Annotated in this window: 26 protein-coding genes; 12 read left to right on the forward strand and 14 right to left on the reverse strand. The window is 39.4% G+C overall.

Annotation, left to right across the window (positions count from 1 at the left end; all coding sequences use genetic code 11):
* Positions 1-31: 31 nt before the first annotated feature.
* Both L0668_RS14825 and L0668_RS14830 read right to left on the reverse strand, forming a co-directional pair.
* The gene (locus L0668_RS14825) at positions 32-760 is read right to left on the reverse strand and encodes an anti-sigma factor family protein (RefSeq protein ID WP_235313493.1); all 729 of its coding nucleotides are present in this window, start codon (positions 758-760) and stop codon (positions 32-34) included.
* A complete protein-coding gene (locus L0668_RS14830) occupies positions 757-1,248 on the reverse strand; it encodes an RNA polymerase sigma factor (protein WP_235313494.1) in 492 nt (163 codons plus the stop codon). Before L0668_RS14830 ends, L0668_RS14825 begins: the two co-directional genes overlap by 4 nt.
* Positions 1,249-1,380: 132 nt before the next feature.
* On the opposite strand from L0668_RS14830, the gene L0668_RS14835 reads away from it, so the two are divergent.
* Positions 1,381-2,712 carry a S8 family serine peptidase gene (locus L0668_RS14835; RefSeq protein ID WP_235313495.1) on the forward strand — a complete coding sequence of 444 codons (1,332 nt, stop codon included), beginning with the start codon at positions 1,381-1,383 and terminating at the stop codon, positions 2,710-2,712.
* A 2-nt stretch (positions 2,713-2,714) separates the two neighbouring features.
* Here L0668_RS14835 and L0668_RS14840 read toward each other — a convergent pair whose 3' ends face one another.
* From L0668_RS14840 to L0668_RS14850, 3 genes are all read right to left on the reverse strand, one after another.
* Positions 2,715-3,650, reverse strand: coding sequence for a hypothetical protein (locus L0668_RS14840; RefSeq protein ID WP_235313496.1), 936 nt, complete (start codon positions 3,648-3,650; stop codon positions 2,715-2,717).
* A gap of 79 nt (positions 3,651-3,729) precedes the next feature.
* Positions 3,730-4,551 carry a hypothetical protein gene (locus tag L0668_RS14845; RefSeq protein WP_235313497.1) on the reverse strand — a complete coding sequence of 274 codons (822 nt, stop codon included), beginning with the start codon at positions 4,549-4,551 and terminating at the stop codon, positions 3,730-3,732.
* A 188-nt stretch (positions 4,552-4,739) separates the two neighbouring features.
* Positions 4,740-5,642, reverse strand: a complete 903-nt coding sequence (locus tag L0668_RS14850) for a LysR family transcriptional regulator (protein ID WP_235313498.1) — start codon at positions 5,640-5,642, stop codon at positions 4,740-4,742.
* Between the two features lie 169 nt (positions 5,643-5,811).
* On the opposite strand from L0668_RS14850, the gene L0668_RS14855 reads away from it, so the two are divergent.
* The 3 genes from L0668_RS14855 (at position 5,812) to L0668_RS14865 (ending at position 8,211) form a co-directional block, all read left to right on the forward strand.
* Entirely contained in the window at positions 5,812-6,435 is a 624-nt protein-coding gene (locus tag L0668_RS14855) for a glutathione S-transferase family protein (RefSeq protein ID WP_235313499.1), read from the forward strand.
* A gap of 112 nt (positions 6,436-6,547) precedes the next feature.
* On the forward strand, positions 6,548-7,537 hold the full coding sequence (locus L0668_RS14860) for a PNPOx family protein (RefSeq protein ID WP_235313500.1): 990 nt from the start codon (positions 6,548-6,550) through the stop codon (positions 7,535-7,537).
* Between the two features lie 2 nt (positions 7,538-7,539).
* Complete coding sequence (locus L0668_RS14865; RefSeq protein ID WP_235313501.1) at positions 7,540-8,211, forward strand: cupin domain-containing protein; 672 nt, start codon at positions 7,540-7,542, stop codon at positions 8,209-8,211.
* Between the two features lie 66 nt (positions 8,212-8,277).
* On the opposite strand, the gene trxA is transcribed toward L0668_RS14865, so the two are convergent.
* Positions 8,278-8,589 (reverse strand): thioredoxin, encoded by a 312-nt coding sequence (gene trxA / locus L0668_RS14870; RefSeq protein WP_235313502.1) that lies wholly within the window; start codon positions 8,587-8,589, stop codon positions 8,278-8,280.
* Positions 8,590-8,701: 112 nt separating this feature from the next.
* On the opposite strand from trxA, the gene L0668_RS14875 reads away from it, so the two are divergent.
* A complete protein-coding gene (locus tag L0668_RS14875) occupies positions 8,702-9,580 on the forward strand; it encodes a LysR family transcriptional regulator (protein WP_235313503.1) in 879 nt (292 codons plus the stop codon).
* A 426-nt stretch (positions 9,581-10,006) separates the two neighbouring features.
* The gene (locus L0668_RS14880; protein WP_235313504.1) at positions 10,007-10,177 is read left to right on the forward strand and encodes a hypothetical protein; all 171 of its coding nucleotides are present in this window, start codon (positions 10,007-10,009) and stop codon (positions 10,175-10,177) included.
* Positions 10,178-10,182: 5 nt separating this feature from the next.
* Here the strand turns inward: L0668_RS14880 and L0668_RS14885 are convergent, their stop codons facing one another.
* The 5 genes from L0668_RS14885 to L0668_RS14905 form a co-directional block, all read right to left on the reverse strand.
* A complete protein-coding gene (locus tag L0668_RS14885; protein ID WP_235313505.1) occupies positions 10,183-11,127 on the reverse strand; it encodes a hypothetical protein in 945 nt (314 codons plus the stop codon).
* A 73-nt stretch (positions 11,128-11,200) separates the two neighbouring features.
* Positions 11,201-12,625: a PQQ-dependent sugar dehydrogenase family protein gene (locus L0668_RS14890; protein ID WP_235313506.1), complete on the reverse strand. Its 1,425-nt coding sequence runs from the start codon at positions 12,623-12,625 to the stop codon at positions 11,201-11,203.
* Positions 12,625-13,998: a c-type cytochrome gene (locus L0668_RS14895; protein ID WP_235313507.1), complete on the reverse strand. Its 1,374-nt coding sequence runs from the start codon at positions 13,996-13,998 to the stop codon at positions 12,625-12,627. The genes L0668_RS14890 and L0668_RS14895 overlap by 1 nt, the downstream gene beginning before the upstream one ends.
* A gap of 336 nt (positions 13,999-14,334) precedes the next feature.
* Positions 14,335-15,864 (reverse strand): carotenoid oxygenase family protein, encoded by a 1,530-nt coding sequence (locus L0668_RS14900; protein ID WP_235313508.1) that lies wholly within the window; start codon positions 15,862-15,864, stop codon positions 14,335-14,337.
* Entirely contained in the window at positions 15,864-16,304 is a 441-nt protein-coding gene (locus tag L0668_RS14905; RefSeq protein WP_235313509.1) for a DUF2141 domain-containing protein, read from the reverse strand. Before L0668_RS14905 ends, L0668_RS14900 begins: the two co-directional genes overlap by 1 nt.
* Before the next feature lie 27 nt (positions 16,305-16,331).
* On the opposite strand from L0668_RS14905, the gene L0668_RS14910 reads away from it, so the two are divergent.
* Positions 16,332-17,213, forward strand: coding sequence for a LytTR family DNA-binding domain-containing protein (locus tag L0668_RS14910; RefSeq protein ID WP_235313510.1), 882 nt, complete (start codon positions 16,332-16,334; stop codon positions 17,211-17,213).
* A 34-nt stretch (positions 17,214-17,247) separates the two neighbouring features.
* Here the strand turns inward: L0668_RS14910 and L0668_RS14915 are convergent, their stop codons facing one another.
* Entirely contained in the window at positions 17,248-18,000 is a 753-nt protein-coding gene (locus L0668_RS14915; RefSeq protein ID WP_235313511.1) for a DUF5995 family protein, read from the reverse strand.
* Between the two features lie 59 nt (positions 18,001-18,059).
* Here L0668_RS14915 and L0668_RS14920 point away from each other — a divergent pair, with 59 nt between their 5' ends.
* From L0668_RS14920 to L0668_RS14940, 5 genes are all read left to right on the forward strand, one after another.
* Complete coding sequence (locus L0668_RS14920) at positions 18,060-18,566, forward strand: DUF3087 domain-containing protein (protein WP_235313512.1); 507 nt, start codon at positions 18,060-18,062, stop codon at positions 18,564-18,566.
* 572 nt (positions 18,567-19,138) lie between these two features.
* The gene (locus L0668_RS14925; protein WP_235313513.1) at positions 19,139-19,828 is read left to right on the forward strand and encodes a DUF6680 family protein; all 690 of its coding nucleotides are present in this window, start codon (positions 19,139-19,141) and stop codon (positions 19,826-19,828) included.
* Positions 19,829-20,657: 829 nt separating this feature from the next.
* Entirely contained in the window at positions 20,658-21,065 is a 408-nt protein-coding gene (locus L0668_RS14930) for a GFA family protein (RefSeq protein WP_235313514.1), read from the forward strand.
* A 35-nt stretch (positions 21,066-21,100) separates the two neighbouring features.
* A complete protein-coding gene (locus L0668_RS14935) occupies positions 21,101-21,538 on the forward strand; it encodes a hypothetical protein (RefSeq protein WP_235313515.1) in 438 nt (145 codons plus the stop codon).
* A 27-nt stretch (positions 21,539-21,565) separates the two neighbouring features.
* The gene (locus L0668_RS14940) at positions 21,566-22,051 is read left to right on the forward strand and encodes a hypothetical protein (protein ID WP_235313516.1); all 486 of its coding nucleotides are present in this window, start codon (positions 21,566-21,568) and stop codon (positions 22,049-22,051) included.
* 66 nt (positions 22,052-22,117) lie between these two features.
* Here L0668_RS14940 and L0668_RS14945 read toward each other — a convergent pair whose 3' ends face one another.
* Together L0668_RS14945 and L0668_RS14950 are read right to left on the reverse strand one after the other, a co-directional pair.
* A complete protein-coding gene (locus L0668_RS14945; RefSeq protein WP_235313517.1) occupies positions 22,118-22,405 on the reverse strand; it encodes a type II toxin-antitoxin system RelE family toxin in 288 nt (95 codons plus the stop codon).
* The gene (locus tag L0668_RS14950; protein WP_235313518.1) at positions 22,395-22,643 is read right to left on the reverse strand and encodes a type II toxin-antitoxin system Phd/YefM family antitoxin; all 249 of its coding nucleotides are present in this window, start codon (positions 22,641-22,643) and stop codon (positions 22,395-22,397) included. The genes L0668_RS14945 and L0668_RS14950 overlap by 11 nt, the downstream gene beginning before the upstream one ends.
* Between the last annotated feature and the right edge of the window lie 267 nt (positions 22,644-22,910).

A 22,910-nucleotide genomic window follows, 5' to 3' on the forward strand; every position in this document is an offset into this window, starting at 1 on the left:
TAGCGACTTTTATTAGTTCAGGACTTAACGTTTAATGCCAATTATTGTTAATCGCAGCTTGCTCTTGAGCACGGTCAAATGCCGGTCCATCAATTAATTTGTCAATTTCAGTATCCAAATCATTTTGATTGGATGCAGCTTGATAAGCCGCCTGTGGCTCAATATAAGACACAGCACCTTGAGCTTTCAGTTGCCATTCACCAGCTTCTTTGCAGGCAATATTTGCTCGGCTGTTGGTGCCAGTTGTCACCTGATATTGACGACACATTTGACCTTGTACACTAGCAAAACTTAACTGACTCTCTACAATTGAATCGTCACTTAGCGTACGCGGCGAACCACTTGGTGCTGTATCCAATACTTGGGCGACTTCTGTAGAAACCGTTTCCACACTATTTAATGTGGTCATGATCCCAACACCCACCACTACCGCAATACCTGCTGCCACTTGGTAATACTTACGCATACTTTGGCTAGCCGTTTTCCATTTAGATATTTGCACTACATTACTTGTTGTAGCTTGGTTATCCCTCGCCAATTTAGAATCAATTCCATCAGCTAATTGATTTAGTTTGTTAGGAATAGGCGTGGCATCAATTTGTTCGGCATATTCAACAACCCATTGATCAACTTCAGCCAATTCTGCCAGGCGCAGCACCAATTCATCGTTTGTTTCAAGTGCAGTTCTCACTTGCTCCATCTCAGCTTCGCTAAGTTCAGCATCTAAAAAAGCACTCAACATTTGGTCACTGATTGTCATATTTGGTCTCCTAACTGTTGAGTATTAACTTTATCTAAAAGTGTGGTTCTTGCTCTAGATAACCTGCTCATCACAGTACCTACAGGTATTTTTAAGATGGACGACACGTCTTTATAAGACATGCCTTGTAATGCCACCATAGATAAAATTGAACGTTGATCTGACGGTAAGTTATCCATGGCAAGATGCACTTGTTTTAATTTTTCTTTTGACTCTCGTTGGCTTTCATCTTCAACATTATGTATTTGTTGTAATTCAGGCTTCTCAACGGCGGCCAATCTTGTTTTTCTAGCGCGGTATTCATCAATCCATACATTGCGGCATACTTTAAATGCCCATTTAGTTATCTCTATTTCTGCCGGTATACCTTTATCTAAAATACGTTCCATAGTAGTTTGCACTAAGTCATCTGCATCTGCGGTACTACCCGTTAACGAATACGCAAACCGTCTAAGTGTTGGTATCAATGATTTAAAAGATTGTTGCATTATAATTACTCATGTTTTTAAGCTCTTTGTAACAATGACGAATGAGATTTAAATTTATTCCCAAAAAATTGAAATTTTTTTGAGTTTAAAACGTTATTTTAATACCTGTTATATAATTTATTAGGAAAACCAATGTCTTGGCACAAGTTAATGTTATTCAGCTGTTGCATTATTTGCCACCCTAGTCTTGCTCAATTAGTCGATACCAGCAAAATTACAGGCAGTATTAATCAAATTAATGATCGCTTAACCAACCAGGTTGAAAACCTTGAAGACCGTATTCAAGATAATGTAGATCTGCCTTTCTCACTCAGTGAACTGCCGCCTATCGAGAGCCTATCTAAAGCCCCGTTAAGCGCATTGCCATTGCAAATATCGGTAGGGACAAATGTCCTACAGCCGGCATTAATTGATGTAGAGGTAGAAAACGGGTGGCGCGCCATAAAACAACAATGGTTCTTGTTATCAGATCCGCAAACCAAACTGTTACTGATTGACCTTGGGGCAACTATTATTTCTGAAAAACACTACCAAGGGTTAGATCTTAGCTTACTGCAATTTGAAGTGCCTGCTCATTTAGATTCCACTCAGGCTTTAGCTGAACATCTACCTAAAGATGTGATTGAATCTTTAGCCCGTAACCATGTTTATCAAACTCAAAACAAGCAAACAGCAGAGCAAGTCCAACTTACTAATCAAACATCAAAGGCATTTTGCCATGACTCTATAAAAGTTGGCATGATTGATAGTGCCATAGACGTGCATCATCGAGCTTTTGCTCAAGCTCAAATTATCTCCCGTGACTTGTTACCTGAATCAGCAGATTCTCCAACGTTTCATGGCTCTGCTGTAGCAGGTGTGATGGTGGGAAGAGTAAACAACCAAGAGCCACTGAATAAAAATGCGACCTTATATTCAGCCCAAGTATTTTATGCTCAATCTAATTATTCCCAAGGCGCGCCATTAGACGCCATTATTGCTAGCTTAGATTGGTTACTTACAGAACAAGTCCCTGTGGTTAACATGAGTTTAGCTGGCCCAGACAACCCCATGTTGAAACGCATCATTCAGCAGGCGCACAAAAAAGGCATGTGGATAGTGGCCGCTGCTGGAAATAAAGGCCCTGCCTCCGCACCATTATATCCCGCCGCCTATGAACCGGTTTTTGCCGTGAGTGCAATTGATTCAGCCATGCAAGCCTATCGCTGGTCGGTAAGAGGTGAGCATATTGATTTTTCAGCCTTAGGGGTAAATGTATTAACGGTGAAAGCCGGTGGCGACTATGCAACAGAATCTGGCACCTCTATGGCTGCCCCAGTGGTGACTATGGCCTTGAGCTGTCTAATCAAGCAACACACTAATCCCCTGTCTAAATCTGAAATATTAAAGCGCATGAGAAAAGTAATAAAAGATGAGGGCCCCAAAGGTAGAGACCCAGTTTACGGAGAAGGAGTGGTTATATAAAATTAATTAAATTTAGCGCCAAATGACACATTAAACATACTTTGTTGATAGGTTTGCTGGCTTAATTTACCGTGATAATCACCATATTCGACTTGGGTCTTGACTAAGATGTAGTCGGTCACATTGAGTTGCCAATCGGCGGTAACCACACTCCGGTATTGATCTCTTTCTACTATTTCTTGAGTAGAACCCAACTCTGATTCTTGAGAGACTAAAACTTGTTGATAATCTTTTTTCTTATATTTCCAACCTAAGCCGATTTTATTATCTAACCCCATAAACGAAAATTTTTGGCTAATTTTGCTTTTAATACTCAAACCCACAAAATCAAATTGCTCGTCAGTCGCTTGTTCTTTTTCTGCGCCTATTCCAGCGGTCAACATTAAATTAGTCCCGTCGGCAAAATAAAACAAATCTGCTGCTACGCCATAATTATCAGCATCTCTTTCGCTTAGAGTAGGAAATGACTTTTCTTTTAAATTGCCACTGGTTCTGAAATAAGTGGTGCTAGTTAAAAACTGTCCATGATACAAACTTAGCTGCTGAAAAGACAAAAACTTATCATTTTGCAACAAGGCATTCACCTTGTCATATCTCAGGCCAATTTCCTGATCAGTCAGTTTATAACTTGAGTCCATGTAAAAACGCTGCAAACTCAGATCAAATTGTTCAAACTCGTGATATTGCTCTTGTGAATAACCTACTCCTGAAGCCAGTTTAAACTTGTCAGTAGGTTTCCAAATTGCGCCAAGTGTACCTTCAATTTTCGTTCCATTATCACCTTGGGTGTTCACTGCATCTATTTCTTCCACGGTTAATGCTGAGTTATACATGTATCCAGCCGATGCTTGGCCTGAAAAAGTAAAGGAGTCATCTTGGTTAGCCACAACCTGTGGGATAAATACTGCCCCCAAGACACAACAAAATAGGCGTTTCATACGCACCTCCAAACAAATAAGAAAAAACAGCCGGTCTATGACCGGCAAGAAATATAAATATGAATTATATCGATTGATATTAAAGCTCTAGACCCGTTGTGATATCACTCACAACTTCTGTTGCTGCTGTGGTGGCAATTTCAGAGCTCAGCTCTTCTGCAATCGAAGTACTCACTTGATTAGTCACAGATTGAGCTATTTCAGAACTTGCTTCGCTGGCAATAACCTCAGACACTGAGCTATCAATAACCTGGGAGACAGACTGATTAAGCTCGCCTGCCACATCAGCTGCAGCGAGATTTTGCACTTCACCTGAAATTGATTGTGTTACCTCTGAAACCACAGCCACAGAAGCCTCTGAAACTAAGCTAGCATCAGCAATTTGTTCAGACGATAAAGCACTTACGCTAGATACTGCTGAGTCTACGGCGCTAGTATCTGGCACCGAAATGGCACTCACTGTATCAAGAGTGTTACTCACACTTGCATTAACTCGATTAGTTAAATCAATTTCATTGGTAGCCGATTGCGCTGTTTCTCCCGTTGCTTCAGCGTTTTGCTCTAGGGTTTGCTCAGCGGTTTCGGTGTTTTCTTCAGGGTTTTCTTCAGCGCTTTCTTCAGTACCTTCTTCGGTCGTATCATCAGCAGGTGTTTTTGCTGCAGGTGGGGTGTCAGCTGTTTCAGCGTTTGCGTTAGCACTGGCTTGTGCATTAGCTGAAGAATCGCCTTCAATACGTGTTTCTGATTGATTATCTTGGCTATCAATATTGTGAGATACCTTAGATTCACTTGATACATTTGATTCAAACTTGACTTGAGTTTCTACTGCTAGTGCTGCAGAAGTAGCACTCATAAAACCTGCTATTAAAATTACTCGTGATATTTTGTTTAGCTTAGTCATTGTCGTTTCCTCATGTTTTAGTTAAATGACACTTGGATAACGAAGCAAAAAACGTTTTATTCCAAAAAAATACAATTTCTTCAAATGATTTTATGATCTACAACCCTAAAAAATCTATTTTTAGTAGTTACTTCAATGCGTTACAACATAAAAATAGCCCACTAAATTTTTCATTGGCTCTCTGAGCATTAACCTTGGTTATTACAGTTTTTGAATTTTTGCTGCATAAATTCTACAAAACAGCGAACCTTACGCGACACATATTTTCTATGGGGGTACATCACGTACAAACCTAAGTTCTGTGAGCGGTAATCTGGCAGTACTTCTACTAGCTCACCGCTACGAATGGCTCCAATAGCGGCATGCATAGTGACATAACCAATACCACCACCCGCTTTCACCATATTGACTATGGCCTGAGGACTGTTACAAGATAAATCACTAAACACTTCAACCACTTCTTTTTGACCTTGTGAGTTATACAATTCCCAGGTTTTTCCATCGTTAAAGTTTGTATCCACAATACAGGTATGGGCAACTAAATCAGCCAAGTTCTTAGGTGTACCTTGAGTATTAAGGTAGGCAGGCGAGGCACAAATGACCCGTGACACATCACTAATATGCCTAGCGATTAATGTTGAGTCTTCTACATTTCCCACTTTTATTCGAACATCAATCCCCGCTTGTAACATGTCTACGGCATGATTGTTGAGTACCAAATCAAACTGAATATCTGGATAGAGCTGGCAAAATTCTGGGATATGTTCTGCTAACCAAATTTCACCAAAGGTCACAGGTGCACTGACTCTCAACGAGCCTTTAGGGCTAGATTGCTCACCTACCACATGATCCATCATAACTTCGTAACGCTCTAGCACTTGTAAGGCGTGGTGATAATAATTACTCCCTGATTCGGTCAGTGAAATTTTTCGAGTAGTGCGATTAAATAGTCTCACATCGAATTGTTTTTCAATTTCTCCAATGTATTTGCTCACCAAAGCTTTTGAAATATTCAGTCTTTGGCTTGCTGCTGTAAATGAGCCTGTCTCAACAACGGCAATCACAGTTTTGATTGCGTCTAATGAATCCATCTAAATTAACCACGATACGTTGACAATATTTCAATATTAACAGTATTTATCAACTTATCGTGAACAAATACTATCTAAACACTGAATACAAGTTTCGTCACTTACATCAGTAAACTTAAACAAGATAATTTCATCACTTAACCTAGCAAACTTTAACAAGGTAAATAACATGTCAAAACTTAAACTTTATACTTTTCCTTTATCAGGCCATTCCCACCGCGTGGAGTTGATGCTCTCATTATTAAGCTTAGATGCAGAATTAATTAAGGTGGATCTAGCTAAAGGTGAACATAAATCGGCTGAATTCTTAGCAAAAAACCCAGCCGGACAAGTTCCAGTATTAGAAGATGGCGATATAACCCTAGCTGACTCCAATGCCATCATAATGTACTTAGCTACCAAATATGACCAAGGCAGAACTTGGTACCCTGAAGACTTAGTGACTCAAACCAAAATTCAAAGTTATCTTTCACTCGCCGCTGGAAAACTCGCTTTTGGCCCCTGCAACGCGCGCATTATTAACGTGTTTGGAAAACCGCTGGATAAAGAGTTTGCCTTAACTTTGGCTCACGACTTACTTACCTTACTTGACCAAACTTTATCATCACAAACATGGTTAGTTGGTGACACGCCGACCTTGGCAGATGTGGCACATTACACTTACATTGCTCACGCGCCAGAAGGTGATGTGTCGCTAGAAAACTACCCTCACATAAAAACTTGGCTAGCTACAATCGAACAACTTAAAGGTTTTGTGCCAATGCCAAAAACCAAAACAGGCCTGACCGCATAAATAACCTGACCGTGTAAGTAACCTGACCGCATGAGCAGGCCTGACCGCGGAGATAACCTGACAGCGTGAAAAGCCAAATCGCATCAAAAGTTAAGATAGGAACGAAGTAAAGATGACTGATACAACCCTAATAACTAACAAGCCTGAAATGGCTTCCGCTTTTCATGAAGGTGAACAATTCATCCAACAAAAAGTGGGCAAAAAGAATATAATGGATGCCGTTGGTAAAAAATTCATTCGTTCATTTTTACTTGAACAACACTGTGAATTTTACCAAGGATTACAATATGTGTTTATCGGTCATCTTGACGCACAGTTACAACCTTGGGCATCTATTTTATTTAAAAAAACCGGCTTAATAAAAGTTATATCTCCTACCCAGTTACATATTGATATCAGTGAAACTGACACTAAAACCCATGAATATTTTTCGAAAGGTGATCAAGTAGGCTTGCTAGGGATAGAGCTTAGCAACAAAAGAAGAAACCGCTTAACTGGTGTGGTTCTAGACATATCCGCTGATTGCATCAAAATTCAAGTGAAACAGTCTTTTGGAAACTGCCCTAAATATATTACCCCTAGAGTTATAGCCGATTGGCCTGCTTCCAACCAAGCAACTCACAATAAAGAGACGCATAGTCAAGCTTTACACAATCAAGATGTACAAAAAACAGAGGCATTTAATAATAAGATGCTTGATTTGCTCAAACGCGCTGATTCATTTTTTGTGGCTAGCTATTATCAGAATAGTCTAGCTAAAAACCAGCATGTGTCAGAAGGGGCTGATGTTTCTTATCGTGGAGGTGAGCCAGGCTTTATTGAGATTATCAATAATAAACAAATCATTATTCCAGACTACGTAGGCAACAACTTTTTTAATACCTTAGGTAATATAGAAAAATCCGGCAAAGCGGGTTTATTATTTATAAACTTTGACAATGGCGATACCTTATCCATGAGCGGTAAAGCAAAAATTTTGTGGGATCTTGAACCAACAAAGCAAATATCTAAGTCCAATAAAGCTCAGCGTTACTGGCAATTTACCCTAGAACAGGCTTATCTTAAGCCTCATCATTTACCTTTAAAATTTGAGAAAGTATAACCATGCTTAATATGGATTTCAGCCAACGTATAGCGATAAACACCAACAATTTGGAGTGGCAACCAAGCCCTAAAGCAGGTGTATGGCGTAAACCTTTGGCTAGAGAAGATAAAGAACGAGGCCACGCCACAAGTATTGTAAAATATGAACCTGGTGCTTCTTTCTCTGAACATGACCATCCTCTTGGTGAAGAAATATTAGTCCTAGAGGGCACGTTTTCTGATCACTCCGGTGACTATAAAAAAGGGCAGTATTTTCGAAACCCAGAAGGTTTTAAACACGCTCCTTTTAGTCAAGAAGGCTGTACTATTTTAGTAAAACTACATCAGTTTCAAGCTGTCGATGATCAACACATACAAATCGATACAAATTCACAACCTTGGCTAGCTGGACAAGGTAACTTACGAGTTATGCCTTTACATACTCATAATACTGAATCAACTGCTTTGGTTTATTGGCCAGCCAATACCAAGTTCAAACCTCATCAACATTGGGGCGGTGAAGAAATTTATGTGATTTCTGGTGAGTTTATCGATGAACAAGGTCGATACCCAGCCGGCACATGGATCCGCAGTCCACATTTAAGCAGTCATAATCCTTATGTAGAAGTGGACACTTTGATTTGGGTAAAAGTGGGCCACCTTTTGGGAGAGTTAGCTAACCCCAAGGATTAAAGCCATATAAGCCAATAAAACTCCCTTAAAAGCTCGAGAAAAGGAAATGCCCGAGCGAATTTTAATTTAAGCAACAAAGGCTTTTAAATCAGTGAAAGACAATGCGCCAACTTTGGTTGCCGCTAATTCACCATCTTTAAACAGCAGTAAAGTAGGAATGCCTCTAATACCAAACTTCACCATTAAATCTTGGGCTTCATCGGCATCCACTTTAACAATTTTAATCTCATCGTTCTCGGTAGATAGTTGGTCCAATATCGGCGCTATCATTTTACATGGACCACACCACTGGGCAAAAAAATCCACTAAAACCGTTCCTTTGTGTGCGCTAACTTCTTGCTCAAAATCATTTGGGTTAATAACAGTTACATTACTCATCTTGGTTTTCCTCATTATCAAGTTTATTTGAGTGAGAGTGTAAAGCCTTTGCTTTTTATTGTATATATAGGCCCAATAAAACCAATTGTTCTATTTATGAGACAAATTAACCATGCTGAATTTAGATGATCTGACTTTTTTCTCAACCATAATTGATAGTGGCTCGCTGACCTTAGCCTCGCAAAAGATGGGTGTACCTAAATCAAAACTAAGTCGCAGATTAGCTAATCTTGAAGCCGAATTAGGTTATCAATTATTAATCCGTACCACCCGAAAACAAGAATTAACCGAAAGCGGTTTATTGTTGTATCGGTCTTGTAAGCCCCATTTAGAAGCCTTAAGCCAAGTTGAAAATGACTTACATGAGCTCAACACCGCGCCTAAGGGCAGATTAAACATACTCTTACCCATAGAGTTTTTTAACCAAGTAATTAGTACCATAGTGACCAATTACGCCAAACAATACCCAGATGTGATGGTACATTGTAGTCACTACTCATCTGTATTACCGGATGAAAGTTATCAATACGACCTTATATTTGTACTCCACGAAACGGACTTGGCTGATACTAGCTGGGTGGGGAAACAACTGTTAAGTTTTCCTCAATCTATTTATTCAGGGCTCGACTACAAAACGGAGCATTTACACAGCCCCGAAGATCTTGAGCAAGAAGATTGCATCACCTCTAGCGACAATACCCAGTGGTTATTTAGAGATAAACATAAAGTGCAGCTAATTTCTGCGCCAGCTAAAATGATCTTGTCTAGCCCACAAATGCGTCTTCAAGCAACGGCTCAAAATTTAGGCATAGCGAAACTTCCAGATTACCTTTGTCAGTCGACCCAAACCTCAGCCATGGTCAAACGTGTAAAACTAGATAAAGAACCTGTAGCACTTAAATTAACTGTGTTGTATCAAAGTCGAAACATTGCCTTTAAAACCCGTAAGTTTTTGGAATACTTTCAATCCAATATTGGTTGCTTAAATTAACTGTTCAAGCTTATGCATAAGTGGGGGGATGTTATACCATTTCACCTTGATATGTGATCACTCAGAATGCGTCCAGCGGATTTTGATTAAGGCGTCGCTATGCAGTAATGGTTGTTCCCTTTCAAATAGCGAGAACCAGCTCTTTTTAAAAAGATAGGCGCAAAACCCGCTGGGGCATTCCTTTCAGGCGAGTTTTAAAAGGGCTTACTCTACGTTGCATGAATTCGAAATAGAACTAGTTGATTTTAATAAAAAGCTATCAGCCATGCGCCTTGATTAAGCCCTTTTAAACTCTCGCTGAGTGACTACATATAAAGATGGAATGGTATTACCTTTCGCAGTAAAATATTAAAAAGTGAGGTGTACAAGTGCTCGACAAAAATTATACTCTTGCCTGGCTAATTTATTATAGAAATACGGTGACAAATGTCTGAAAAAACCATTAAGTTTGAATTTGAAAAGCAGAATAAAAATAGCATTCGCTACAAAGAGACGCCCGAGGAGGGCATGCCTCCTGTGATAGGAAGCATTTATGTGCAGAAATGGTTTGCTGGCAATAGTAAAACTTTAGAAGTCACTATTAATAAAAAAGACTAGGACTATTAGTTACTGCTTTCTGATGCCAAACCAGCCTTAGAATCAATTAAAACCTTACCTTGACTCACAACAAACGCCTGCCAAAACTCTTCAATGGTGTGTAACCCCGACATATTTAAAATAAACCAAACTTCTGATGTATCAGAAAAATCAACACCGCCATGATGAATCGAAGACCATTCTTCAGGAAAGCCATTTGGATAATATCTATCAACCACATCAGAAGCTTTATTCCACAATGCCTTAGCTTGCTTTATTGAAGATGATTTGGCCGATGGTAAAAAAGTCTTCACTTTGTTTTGATAGCCAGGAGTACTATAGTCACTGCGATCGCCCCATTCAGTTGTTCCATATGGGGCGTTGCCGTCATCTAGTTGCACATACCAAGAGTTGACTTTTACGTAGGCTAAATCATCATCTGTGGTTTGATTCTCGTTCCATTGGCTATGCTGCACCACCACCACCTGACGTTTAATGGTATCGGCAGAAACCCCGTCTTTGAGTAAGGCCGCCATCCAATCAGCTGTTACATCCGATTGCCCAGCTTCTGCTACCCATACACGGCCACCAGCTTGAATAATGCTTTTAGTTTTATCTTTTAAACGCTTAACCGAACCCTCATTGTCAGTGTGCCTATCTGTCCATTTAATATTTTTCTGACCAAATGCCAAAGTAAACAATTCAGGCGAATGCATAAACTTGCCATTTTGTTTTCCATAGGCACCAGACACAGCATAATAATTTACATCTTGAAAATCAGGGTGAGCTAAAATACTCCCTGCAGCGGCAATGGCGTGTATATCATCTGGATCAGGCTTACTGTCATATTGCAATAACAGAAGATCTTTACTGCGATCGAATTGTACCTTTTGGCTTGTTTGCGCCGCTACATTCGTCACACTTGTAAAAGCCATCACGACAAAAACACAGCCTAATATTTTGTTTTTCATTTTGTTCTTCTTATTCTTCATAACTGATTATTTATAAATTGCTTATTCATAAATTGCTTATTTATAAACTTGGCTATTTATATACTTGGTTTAATGTATAAAACACCTTACTAGATGATGTTTTACGTTGACTGGCGCTGGTAACACCTTCAAATGCAATTTCTACTATTTTTTCCGGCGTTAAGGGCATAGTGATATCCACATAAGTTCTATCTTGAGATAACTCCACCTTACTAATGTTGACATCCACCAAATCGACTTTTTCAGAACCGTATTTTTGATGATAGTGATAATGCCATTGTTTAGCCTTGAAACTACCCACAGAAACACTATCAGCCTTTAGCGCTTCTGTAAAAGAAAGTCTAAACCCTGTTTTGGTTAATTTAATATCAAGTAACTCAAATGGATTGGTACCATCCCACACGACTTTTTGTAAACCAAAAGGTTTATTGCCATCCGCGCCCCAGCCTCTAGCGGTTTGTCCCACCCAAAGCTGACCTTCTTTATCAAACTCTGCACGAATATTGCCACTTTGAAAGCCATTCATAAAGTTAATCACGGCGCCTTGATATTGACCATTCACCTTTTCTAACAAGACACGAAATAAACTCGACATGGTTAAATCTGGCATAAAGATTTGCTCTTTAAATGGCCCAAATTTGCCTTTGGTTAAATCCCACTCAGGATTACCTGGCGACTTAGCAATCTCACCATGGGGCATTTGAATAATTGGCTTTTCGCGCATCCGATCTAAATCTTCAACCGTGTATTTTTCTTTCCAGTTTTTAGGCTCTCCTGGCACATTCATTAATGAACTAGGCTGACCATAAAACTTGCCTTCTTCTAACAAGTGCATTTTGGAAGTGCCCACCCAGCCACCTTGATTATCCGTAAAGAAGATTTCACCTTGTGGGTTAATGCCTATTCCTGCTGGCGAGCGTAAACCCCATGAATAAGGGGTAAACTCACCTTGTGGTGTCACTTTGTAAGCAAATCCACGATAACCACCCCAACCTCCTTGGAATCCTAAATTTAGGGTACCGTGTAAGTTACCCGCTTTATCTTTGATAGGCCCAAAGTTAAATTCGTGATAGTCATTATGAAACTCCCATCCACTAGCAACATGAATATAATCTTCAGCCACGCCGTCATTATCAATATCCACTAAACGGGTTAATTGTGGTTTATGAGCAACCAATATACTGCCATCGTCATCCACCAATAAACCTGTGGGTTCATGCAAACCAGAGGCAAATTTAGACCATTGATTATTTTTGAGCTTCCACACTTCACCCAAGCGCGTAGCTACATACACCACACTGTCTGCATCGGTATCTAAACCCGTTATGTGAAATCTGACATTTTCCGGTGTTTTTATTGTTTCTAACTGGTATCCGTCTGGTTTATACACTTGGGCCGCAATAGCAGAGTAAGTGTGCGTACATATCAGCAACAAACTTAAATTAATTATCTGACTTAACTGAAAAAACTTAGTCATTATTGATTATCTCCAGTCCAAGCCATTTGAATCGAGAAGTTAGAATAGGCTTTAATATCAAAAACCAAAGAATCTTTTTGTATCTTGCCTTGAGCGCTGTTTATAGCCAAAGAGGAACTTTGCGGAAGACTAAAAGCCAGTTCAGTGTGTTTATTTGGATTAGCTAATACTCGATAGATAAAATTAGCTCGGCCGGGCACACTAAAATCTGACGTCACCATCAATTTGACTTGGTTCAAAGTGAAATAGAACTCAGGGGTATTGTCGTTTATACGGTATTTGTCTAACTGGCAACTTGCTTCGCTATTTGCTTCACTTTTTACTGAAGCACTAGGTTTTAACTGCTGAGGAAAGTGAAAAATCCAGTCCCCTAGAGGGATACTACCGTCTTTGCCTCGGCCACCAATATTGGGGCCCACATTTAATAAGTCGCCTTGCCACATACCGTTAATCGCACAGGTTTTAGCATTAAAGGCATAGTTTATTTTTTCTGGCGCGCCTACCGCGATTGAATAAGCTGGTAACTTGATAATTTTCTTTTGTTGTACCAAGTATTCACCTGCAGTTTTTACCTCATATTTAGTATTTTTACTGGCTGCTAGCGCTAAAGTAGAAACCGGAAATAACTTGATGGTTGAATCTTCATTCACTACATATAAAGGAATATTACGTAAGTAAGGGCTCGCTTTACTTGAATTAAAAGTGAAGGTTAATGCTTGTTGACCTGGTTTTAATAACCACTTGGCCACACCACCATAGGTAATTGGTTTAATTGGCTTTCCATCTACCTTAACTTCTATCTTTAAGTCTTTTACACGCTCAGAAAACAAAAATGACTTTTCATTTTTAGGAGCATGGAATACCCCAGAAAACCGAATGGCATAGTGAGGGATCTCAGGTAATTCAAAATCAACCACATTATTTTTCAAGGCACCACTTTTAATAATATCGTCTTCGCTTAATTCAAAGTCTTGATCACTGTCTAATTGATAAATTTTATAGACTAAGTTTTCAAACCCTTGCCGCTGCGACAAGATATACGCCACTATGGCCTGTTGATCACTTTTAGCTAATATATTGCCAAATCCAGGCATACCTGCTTTATCAAAACCTTGCTGTAAGCTGCGCAAAATTTGTTGCGGCTTTCCGCCATGTACCCATTCTCCGTCTTTTAGATTAAAACCAACTGAGCCACTTAAATCTTTTTTATGACAGCCAGCACAATGCTTCAAATATTGATTTTTGCCTTGTTCAAGCACTTGAGTAGAGGGTAATTCCGACTGAGAAGTTTGCTCTGAGGTTTGAGCGTTAGATTGAAAACATAAACTTGCTAACACCACAGAAGGTAAAAAATAAGAGTAATTGTATTTCATACTGAAATTAAATATAAATCATGTTTTTTATATACGTAAAATAAATGCTAACACTGTTTTAATTCCTTGTCTAAATTCTCTGTTTTTAATCCCCCAATAAATGTATTACTACAAAATGAACCTTTCCGAGATATATTACTAATTAAGTATTCAAATAAGTCTAACTATTCTAATACATTAATTTTGCTCACTACGTTACCACGCTCACCAACCCGAATAAGCTTTGTAATCGCAGTACCAGTGAATCCAGGGAAACGGACTACCTTAGAAAAATAAGCCATTTGTTGATCTTTTAATAAGATTAAAGCCCAACTTATGCGGGCGTTAAAAGCAGGTTTACCCCTTTACAAAATTACCGTGGAACCCCAAGGGTATATGATAAGGTAACCAAGCTCTGGCCATTGGCCCGTCGGTAAGGGCATCAGCATTAAAAACATTTAAACATGTGCGCTTTGTTGGAACATTCAATGCCGTACCTAACAAGTAATTTTGTTTACCTGTTCCTTTAATTGGAATATGTTCCTCCACCAGATATTCATCACCAAAATGATAGTGTTGATAGCTTTGGGAACTTAGATCAAAACGACTTACCCTGTCGCTCCACATCTTGCCAGTCTCATTACTAACATGAAACAAAGTTTGATTTTTTAGCCCAGTGACCTGTGAAAACACTCGAGGGAATTCACTATTCACCATAGTATTGAGCATGCTATGACTGCCATTTTTATGTAGTGTCACCAAAACATTTTGAGCATCAGTTGCCCCTTGTAAATCATGCCCTTGCATTACGTCAGACAGAGCAGTTAAGACACTTAAATCAGGATACAAACTGGCGTCAAAATGCACGGTTCCGTCTTTATCCTCCCACGCATTTCCATAATGAAACGCAAAACCAGCAGGCAACTCATACTGTTTGGTTATGGAAAAATCTTCTTTATTAATTAACAAAACCTGCATAGGTAATTGCTTAGAAAACTCAATACTAGAGAAAAACCCATCATTTTTATGTGAGCGCTTACTTTTTATTGAAGGCAATATAATCAATAAGTTTTTATCTGTAATCAAAAAATCATGAAGCATGGCACCTTGGTATTGAGTGGCAATCACCTTAACTTTTTTGACCTTACCATTGGCCCCTAAATGATAAAGCACGATATGCCCGGTGGGATTCAATCCAAAATTCCAAATATCGCCATTAGCTTCAATTTTAGGGTGGGCCGAAAACGGTACACCTTTTAATGATTGTCCGTAACTTTGAGTACCACCTATTACTTCATAACCTTCAAAATCTAAACTTTTTTTGTTCACCAAAGCAGGAGACCCCGCTTCCCAAAGGGCCCATAATTTTTCACTGACGGGAATAATATTTGTATTCGCCACATTAATATCATTCGGGCTCGCTACACCAAGTGAATTTTCTAGACGAGAATCAGGGCCTGAATACAAAAACTTTCCAGCTTGGTGCTCTTGGGTAAATTTAGGCGTTTGAATAAAGCGACCACGATGACGCACTTTACCATCGGCCATTGTAAACTCCTGCAACATGCCGTCGCCTTCGAACAAGTGTTTGTATCTCTGACCACCTCTTTCATGTTTTGCAGGGCCATTGCGATAAAAAGCGCCGGTTAACTCTTTAGGCCACCTCCCTTCAATGGTGAGTTCTTGTGGTTTAAAGTCTGATTTAACATCTGTAAATCCTAGAAGTGCAGGTTCATTAGCTAACGCCGAAGCGAAGTTTTGCTGCACCTGAGTTAAATCGCTGTATTTTGTTGTATTGGATAGGCTTTTTGCTAATAAATTGGCTTCAGGCGTCATACCCAATACCGTCATAGCAGACAAACTTTTAAGAACTTGGCGGCGATCCATTAGTAAATCACCTGAGTTTTGTTGACAACTTTTTGCGCGCCAGTAGGCACATTAAACTTTATTTGTTGATAAGTAGCCGGACCAAAATTAGGTTTCGCACTATTTGAGTAACCGTACCCTTCCGTTGGCATACCAAACATATTCGTTTCTAACTTTCCGTTGTCATTTTCATCATGGAAAAACCTTATGGCATACTCTCCTGCTTCAATCACGCTAAACATAATTTTCGCTTCACCTTTTTGAGCGTTAACTATAGATGCATTTACCGCTTGTCCATTTTTGTAACCCTCTTGCCCTTTAAACAACTGCACATACAACTTACCCTTGTTACTATTTATACCCTGTATCTGAAACTCAATATCTTTGGCTTCACTTGCAAAACTGTGTAAATTACCCATCACCATAGCTAAAGCAACCAAGTTAAAAGTACGTTTTTTCATTTTTATTTCCTCGTGTAAATTTCGGTATTGGAACAATTGCGTCCCGTTGAAAAGACGATAGAATGTTGCCTAGCAGAAGCACAGCCAGATTACGCGAAGCAAGTAAAAGACTTCGCAAAATACACAAAATTAAGGCCAGAACATTTGACGAATCGCGAAATTGTCACGAAAAAACTTCAAGATTTACTGATAGTTATAGGAATTGGCTCCTTTGTTGGCTTTTTATCACCCTATGGTATGAATAAGCTTTCATTACTCACATCTATTCTTTATTGGAACACAGTGTGTATTGCGGGATACTTTGTCTATCACCCAATTATTAGCTTTGCCGAAACCCACCTAGAAAAACCCATTCCAACTCATTGGCACAGGGTTGCCATAGGCTCGTTAATTTCGAGCATTCCTATGAGTTTTGTTGTCCCCTTAGTTACGTACTTATTTTTTGATTACAGCCGCCCTATATGGCAACAATTTGTAGATGTATTGCCAAAGGCCATCGTCATTGGCGGAGTGATCAGTTTGATCAGTATGGTAAAAGACATCTTGATTGAACAAAAAACCGAGCTAAATAAAACCCAAGCAAAAGATCAGGAACAACTCGACAAGTTTATGGCCTTATTACCTGTAGAAAAACGCGGAGTGTTATATTGTTTTGTTTCCGAAGATCATTATTTAAAAGTATACACAGACAAAGGTCATCACCTAATCTTGATGCGATTTAAAGATGCCGTAGACATGTTAAATGAATATCCCGGCATACAAACTCACCGTTCTTGGTGGGTAGCACTTGATGCCATTCAATCTGTAACAAAAGAAAACCGTAAAACCTTACTTAGCTTAACGAATCAGGTTCAAGTGCCTGTATCCAAAACCTACTCAGAAGCCGTTAGGCATGCTGGAGTGCATTAATGCTCATTGAGCAATTGTAAAGCTCTGCCATTTTCTAGATTAATACATTAATTTTGCTCACCACGTCACCGCGCTCACCAATCCGAATAAGTTTTGTGATCGCAGTACCAGTGAATCCAGGGAAACGGATCACTCTAGAAAAATCAGCCATTTGTTGATCTTTTAATAAGATTAAAGGCTGCTGTTCAGGTTCTGACAGCGGCGCTAAACTCTCTGCGAATTCCCACGCAGCATCACGTGCTTTTTCCATACTGAAGTTGATAACAGACTTTTGAAGGTTTCCCAGATTGCGATTAAAAAAGCCCAGAATCGGCCAAATCTCTGCTAAATCGTTTTGCACTCCATTTACTAAAGAGGCTAAAACTTGGTTGATGCGGTTAAAATCCTCTTGCAACAATGGCAGTTCGTCTTCTGGGTAGGTTTGTGCTGCTGCAATGCCCAAATCTAAATTAATATGGGCGTTCATGCCTAACAATAAATGTTGTAAAACAATTGGCCACCAATTATCGCTGACTTCAAAAGCCCTCTGCCAAGACTTAGTAGGCTTTGCACCATTTTGATCTTGGTAAAACGCTTGAATATAACGATTAGCAAAAATGACATCTAGCCGCTCCATACGTTCTGCATTTTCAAACTCTCCTTGCTCGATCCCTTCTTTCACCCTAATGGTTACTTTGCAATAAAGAGCGGCAAAATACCCAGCTCTAGATTTATGTACTTTTGCCCACTGCACTATATCTGTTAGTTGTTCAATAACTTGGTCTATCGTTTCAGCAGCTTTTACCATTGCTCACTTCCTTTTGATGTTATGATCATAATAGTGAATGAATATATGTATAAACCAAAATGCAACTTATCGAAATTAATAAAGAACGTTATCGTAAACACCTTAACCAAGTCATTATTGCCTGTATTGCTAGTTTAGTTGTGGGCTGTTTAGCTGTCGCACAAATTCTCATTGCACTTTTTCCTGACGAAAGTGGCAGTCACTTTCATTGGAACTTAACTGGTGTAATCGTAACTTGTCTTGTCATTGCTTGGGTGTTGAATAAGTATCGTCAACATGAATTTATGACCGAACTTGTGTATGTATGGGAGTTAAAACAAGCCTTAACTAAAATCAATCGTAAAATGCTCAAACTTGAGGCCGCAGCTAAAGCCGGTGACGTAAACGCGTTAATTAGCTTGCAGTATTGTTATGCAGGCTCTCGCCAACTTTGGAAATTAGACGACAACACAATAGTCATGGATGAATTAGCCGTTAAACAAGTTGAACTTGATACCTTGGCCAATCAATACAATTTAACCTTGAATGCTGAGGATTATGATCCAGCTATGTTGCAGGGGTTTTAAGTGGTAGTATTCGATTTCTTCCCAAAAGCAAAAAATGTAAACCACTGAGAACACAGAGCGCTGCACTTCACAGAGAAAAAATGCTCAGTGCTGACATATATTCTGGCTGGCAGCTATAAGCGAAAGAGTACGTTGGAAGTACCAATTACTAATGTCTCCTTATCCGACAAGCCGGACCTTAGCCTTTTATCAACAACGATTACTATAATGCAATTTTACTAAAAAATTCTATCTCCCTTCCTACTATGTAAATTTCCGAGGTCTCGTTTTGTTTTCTAAAAAACGTTAAGTTATTCATTTAACTATGGAAAATATTTTGCACATGGTTTTTAATAGGAAGCAGAAAAGTCGCGTTAAAGTCAGGTCTCCTTTTGCTTTTGAAATATGCTGTTTTCTTGATAGCAGAATAGTGAAAAATACATAATAAAATCAAAAGGTAAGTGCTGATGGTGACTAAATTAAAAATCAAATCGAGAAGTTACATATACGACATGCTCGATAATAAGTGTTATGTGTAAGTCAGCGTCTGAGAACAAGCAACCTCTATAGGCTAAAAGAAGGAAAGCCAAACTATGTTATCGAATTTTAGCTTTAGTGATCTTCTAATGATAATCGCCGTTCTATCCGCACCGTTAGTTGCGGTACAGGTGGAAAGGTTTCTAGAAAAGAAGAGAAATAAGAGAGAGCGAAAACTCAATATATTTAAGACTCTCATGGCGACTAGAGGAAGAAATCTCGACCCACGTCATGTTGAAGCTCTCAATATGATTGACTTGGAGTTTGATGGTGACAGAGATGTTACAGATGCATGGAAATCATATTTGGATCACCTATTGAATGTACCGAAGTACCCAACTTCTGAAGGTAAGAGCGAAGAGGTTAAAAAATCTGAAAAGGCTCTATATGATTCGCAGATTTCAACATGGGGGGATCAGAAGGAAAATCACTTGGCTGAACTCCTTCATACTATGGGTAAGAGACTTGATTATAGCTTTGATAAAACTCATATAAAACGTTCAATATATTCACCCCAAGGGCATGCAGATATAGAGAATGAGCAACAATTGCTAAGGCGAGCTTCGATTGAGCTTTTAATGGGGCGGCTATCGTTACCCGTTAAAACCATAACCTCTGATCCATCTGAGGATGCTCTTAATAGGCAACGTGAAGAACAAGAAGAGCAAAAACTAATAAGGGAGTTGCTCATTAAACATTATCAAGGGAAAATTCCCACAACTGTTAAAATTGTCAAAGAGCAATAAAACACATAATCGGGTAGCCGGAGGTCTCTAACCTCCAGCCCCCACAACACCCTGCATGCGGCTCCGCACAGGGCGTTTCCTGAAAATGTTTAAAGCATGATGGCCGATTAGCTCCTTCATGCTCCAATTATGGCTTCTGATTTTGCGCCACTGTTCCTAAGTCCGGTCGGATACGAAACAAGTGAGCTGCACAGGCTCCTAATTGATTTTCAGGTTCAGGCCTTCACCGTGTCCCAACCATTACGATGGGCATTTGGCTACTATGCCGTCTGCTGACTTCTGCTTAATCATCAACAAAGTTGCCCCTGTTGACGCTATCGGTTTTCATCTCATTCGCTCCTTGGGTTGATGAAACTCAAAGGCCAAGACACTTATATACCAGAGTCTCACTGGTTATTTACCGATCGCCTGTTAAGCAGATCTCCCCAGATAAGAGCATGAACTGTCTCTGCACTGCTGCATCATTTACGGTGGCCGTTAGATCACGTGGTTTCGTCGTCTTGTGCCAACTCACCTTCAGCCTACGCCTCATATGATGTTCTTGTTCATCAGCTCGCAGATTTGCGTCCGGCTTCCTTCAGACCCAACCTCGCGGTTAAGCCCTTGCCATTCGCTAGTAGTTATCGTCTAATCACAACATGGTTTTCGACGGTGACCTTCCTACAGAGGACTTTCACCTCATTAGTTCATGCCCATGCTGGGCGTACACAAAAACATCTTGAGCGACATTTTGGTCGTCGCTTGAAAAAGACCAAGCAACAACCAAAATGCGCCAAATGTTGGCGTTAGATGCTTACTGTTTCGTTTTTGAACATATAGAGAATTGATTATGAGTGGATTGCATTGCGGGTCTTGCCTTTGTGGTCAAATTCAATATGAAGTCATAGGTGATTTTGAAGGTTTCTTCTTGTGTCATTGCAAATACTGTCAGAAAGACACCGGATCTGCTCATGCTGCTAACCTATTCAGTTCAACAGCAACGCTAAAATGGTCGGCTGGGCACGATAAAGTTGTGGTTTTCAATTTGCCTTCAACTCGCCACTCTCGATCATTTTGTTCGCTCTGTGGTTCAGCGGTTCCTTCTCAACAATTCAAGGGCAGCTTGTTGGTGGTTCCAGCTGGCAGTCTGGATAGCAAAGTGAGCCTAAAGCCCAATGCGCATCTCTTTGTGTCCAGCAGAGCAAATTGGGATCATGAGTTAGAGCATGTGCCATGCTACGAAGGGCTACCAACGTGAGCAAATATGCCAAGGCATCTAACAAGAGTTATTAAGTGGGATTTATTATCCATACAAGGCGGCGGGTTAGCTTGTCGTTAGGTTTTCAGGAGAGTTTGGTGGATACATTCAAGGGTCGAAGTGTTGAATTATTTAGGTTAAGTATTTGGCTGTTAATTTCACTATCTATCATTGTTAGTTTACTAATTTATCCTGATAAAAAAATGTTATTACTAGGCATGTTTATCGGACCTATCAATATGCTCTTTAAAATGAATCAACCTTTGGTGCTTAACAAATTTACTAAATTATTTTTTGTATTTTTTGGTACGGTATTAATCTACTTAATGCTAAATGTTTTTTTCCCTCTTGAGTGGCTTCCTGAAGTAGCTAAAATCAGTGACACAGGTTTAATATACTTAACATCAGTCTGCCTTTTAATTATCTTTATCGTTCAATATATTAGTAAGTTACGGCAAATAATGAGGCGTTAGGCGCCATCAACTAAAAGGATGTATAAATTGAAAGTAGCACTTCTAATCATTTTGCTTTTTTTGACAAGTTATCATTCAAAAGCAGAAGAACGCTTTCTCAGCCATGAGGAAGTCCCGAAAAGCATCTTGTCTAGAATAAAAGAAGGATCAAAGCATACAGTAAGCCAGATGCATGAACAGGGTATATCTCACTTTGATTATAATGAAGCGTCAGTGAAATTTCTTAGTGAGGTAATCACAGATGAGCACCTTCATTTATCTGATAATGCGAAAAGGATTCTACCTGAGATATGGGGTGCTTTCTTAGGGGAAGTCATAATCGAGGAGCTTGGCGGCAAATGGGTTAAATTTGGCGACCAATATGCCGTATTGGTTAGTGATAGTCACCTATGTTTTCCAATGAACAAAGTACATGAGCAAATCGCGAACGGGCAAATAGATTCTATTTATGCTTTTTATTTATCAACAGCTAGGATAGCAAATGAAATTTCAAGCGCAGACGATGGCGCCTAACAAGTGCATCATGGTGGGAATTTTACTCGCTGAAAAAGCGCTCCTAAAATCCCCATATTCAAAGCTTTAGTTGGTACGATCCATTGCAGTCTTATATACCTTTCCTTTGTCACGTTTTCCAACAGAGATTACAGTGACGGTAATGACCGTATCGTTGACCTCATACACTAATCGATAACCCGCTTGTCTAAGTTTGATTTTGTATAATTCATTACCACCTGAGAGATTGGCACTTTCTATGTGGGGATTATTTAAGATATCAGTAAGTTTCTTCTTAAACTGTGATTGGATCGTAGCACCTAGTTTTTTCCACTCTCTAAGAGCTGACTTTTTAAATTCCAACTCATAGGTCATTCAAACTAACCTTTACACTTGCTTCATTCTTACGTTGTTCAACAATTGCAAGTAGTTCTAGATCTTCAATATGATCCATCATAAATTCATATGTCTCCGCTGGTATGCAATAGAATGCAGGTTCATTTCTATTTAAAACTGCAATTGCTTCACCATGAGCGCTCAATGCAACTTTCATCGGGTTTGCTTTTAGCTCGCTTATACTTGCCGCAGCTTCGGTTAATATTCTAGTTGTCATGCTCTCACCAGTACGTTAAAGTGGTCTTTAATTAGGGCTAAGTATAAACAACGAAACTTAACAAGGCAATTAAATAACGGACACATAACAGTTGGCTCGGTTCCGCTTCGCTTCACATTTTAGCCAACTATTACTTAGGCGTTAATGTCCACTTTAGGTCGATTTAAGCCGTTTCTATATTAGAACCTTATGTCGGTTTTTGGCACAGCCTCACCTATCAATCTTACTTAAACTATTCATTTAACAATGTAAGGTGGATAATCGGTC

The sequence above is a fragment of the Paraglaciecola algarum genome, assembly GCF_021532655.1.
GTDB lineage: Bacteria > Pseudomonadota > Gammaproteobacteria > Enterobacterales > Alteromonadaceae > Paraglaciecola > Paraglaciecola algarum.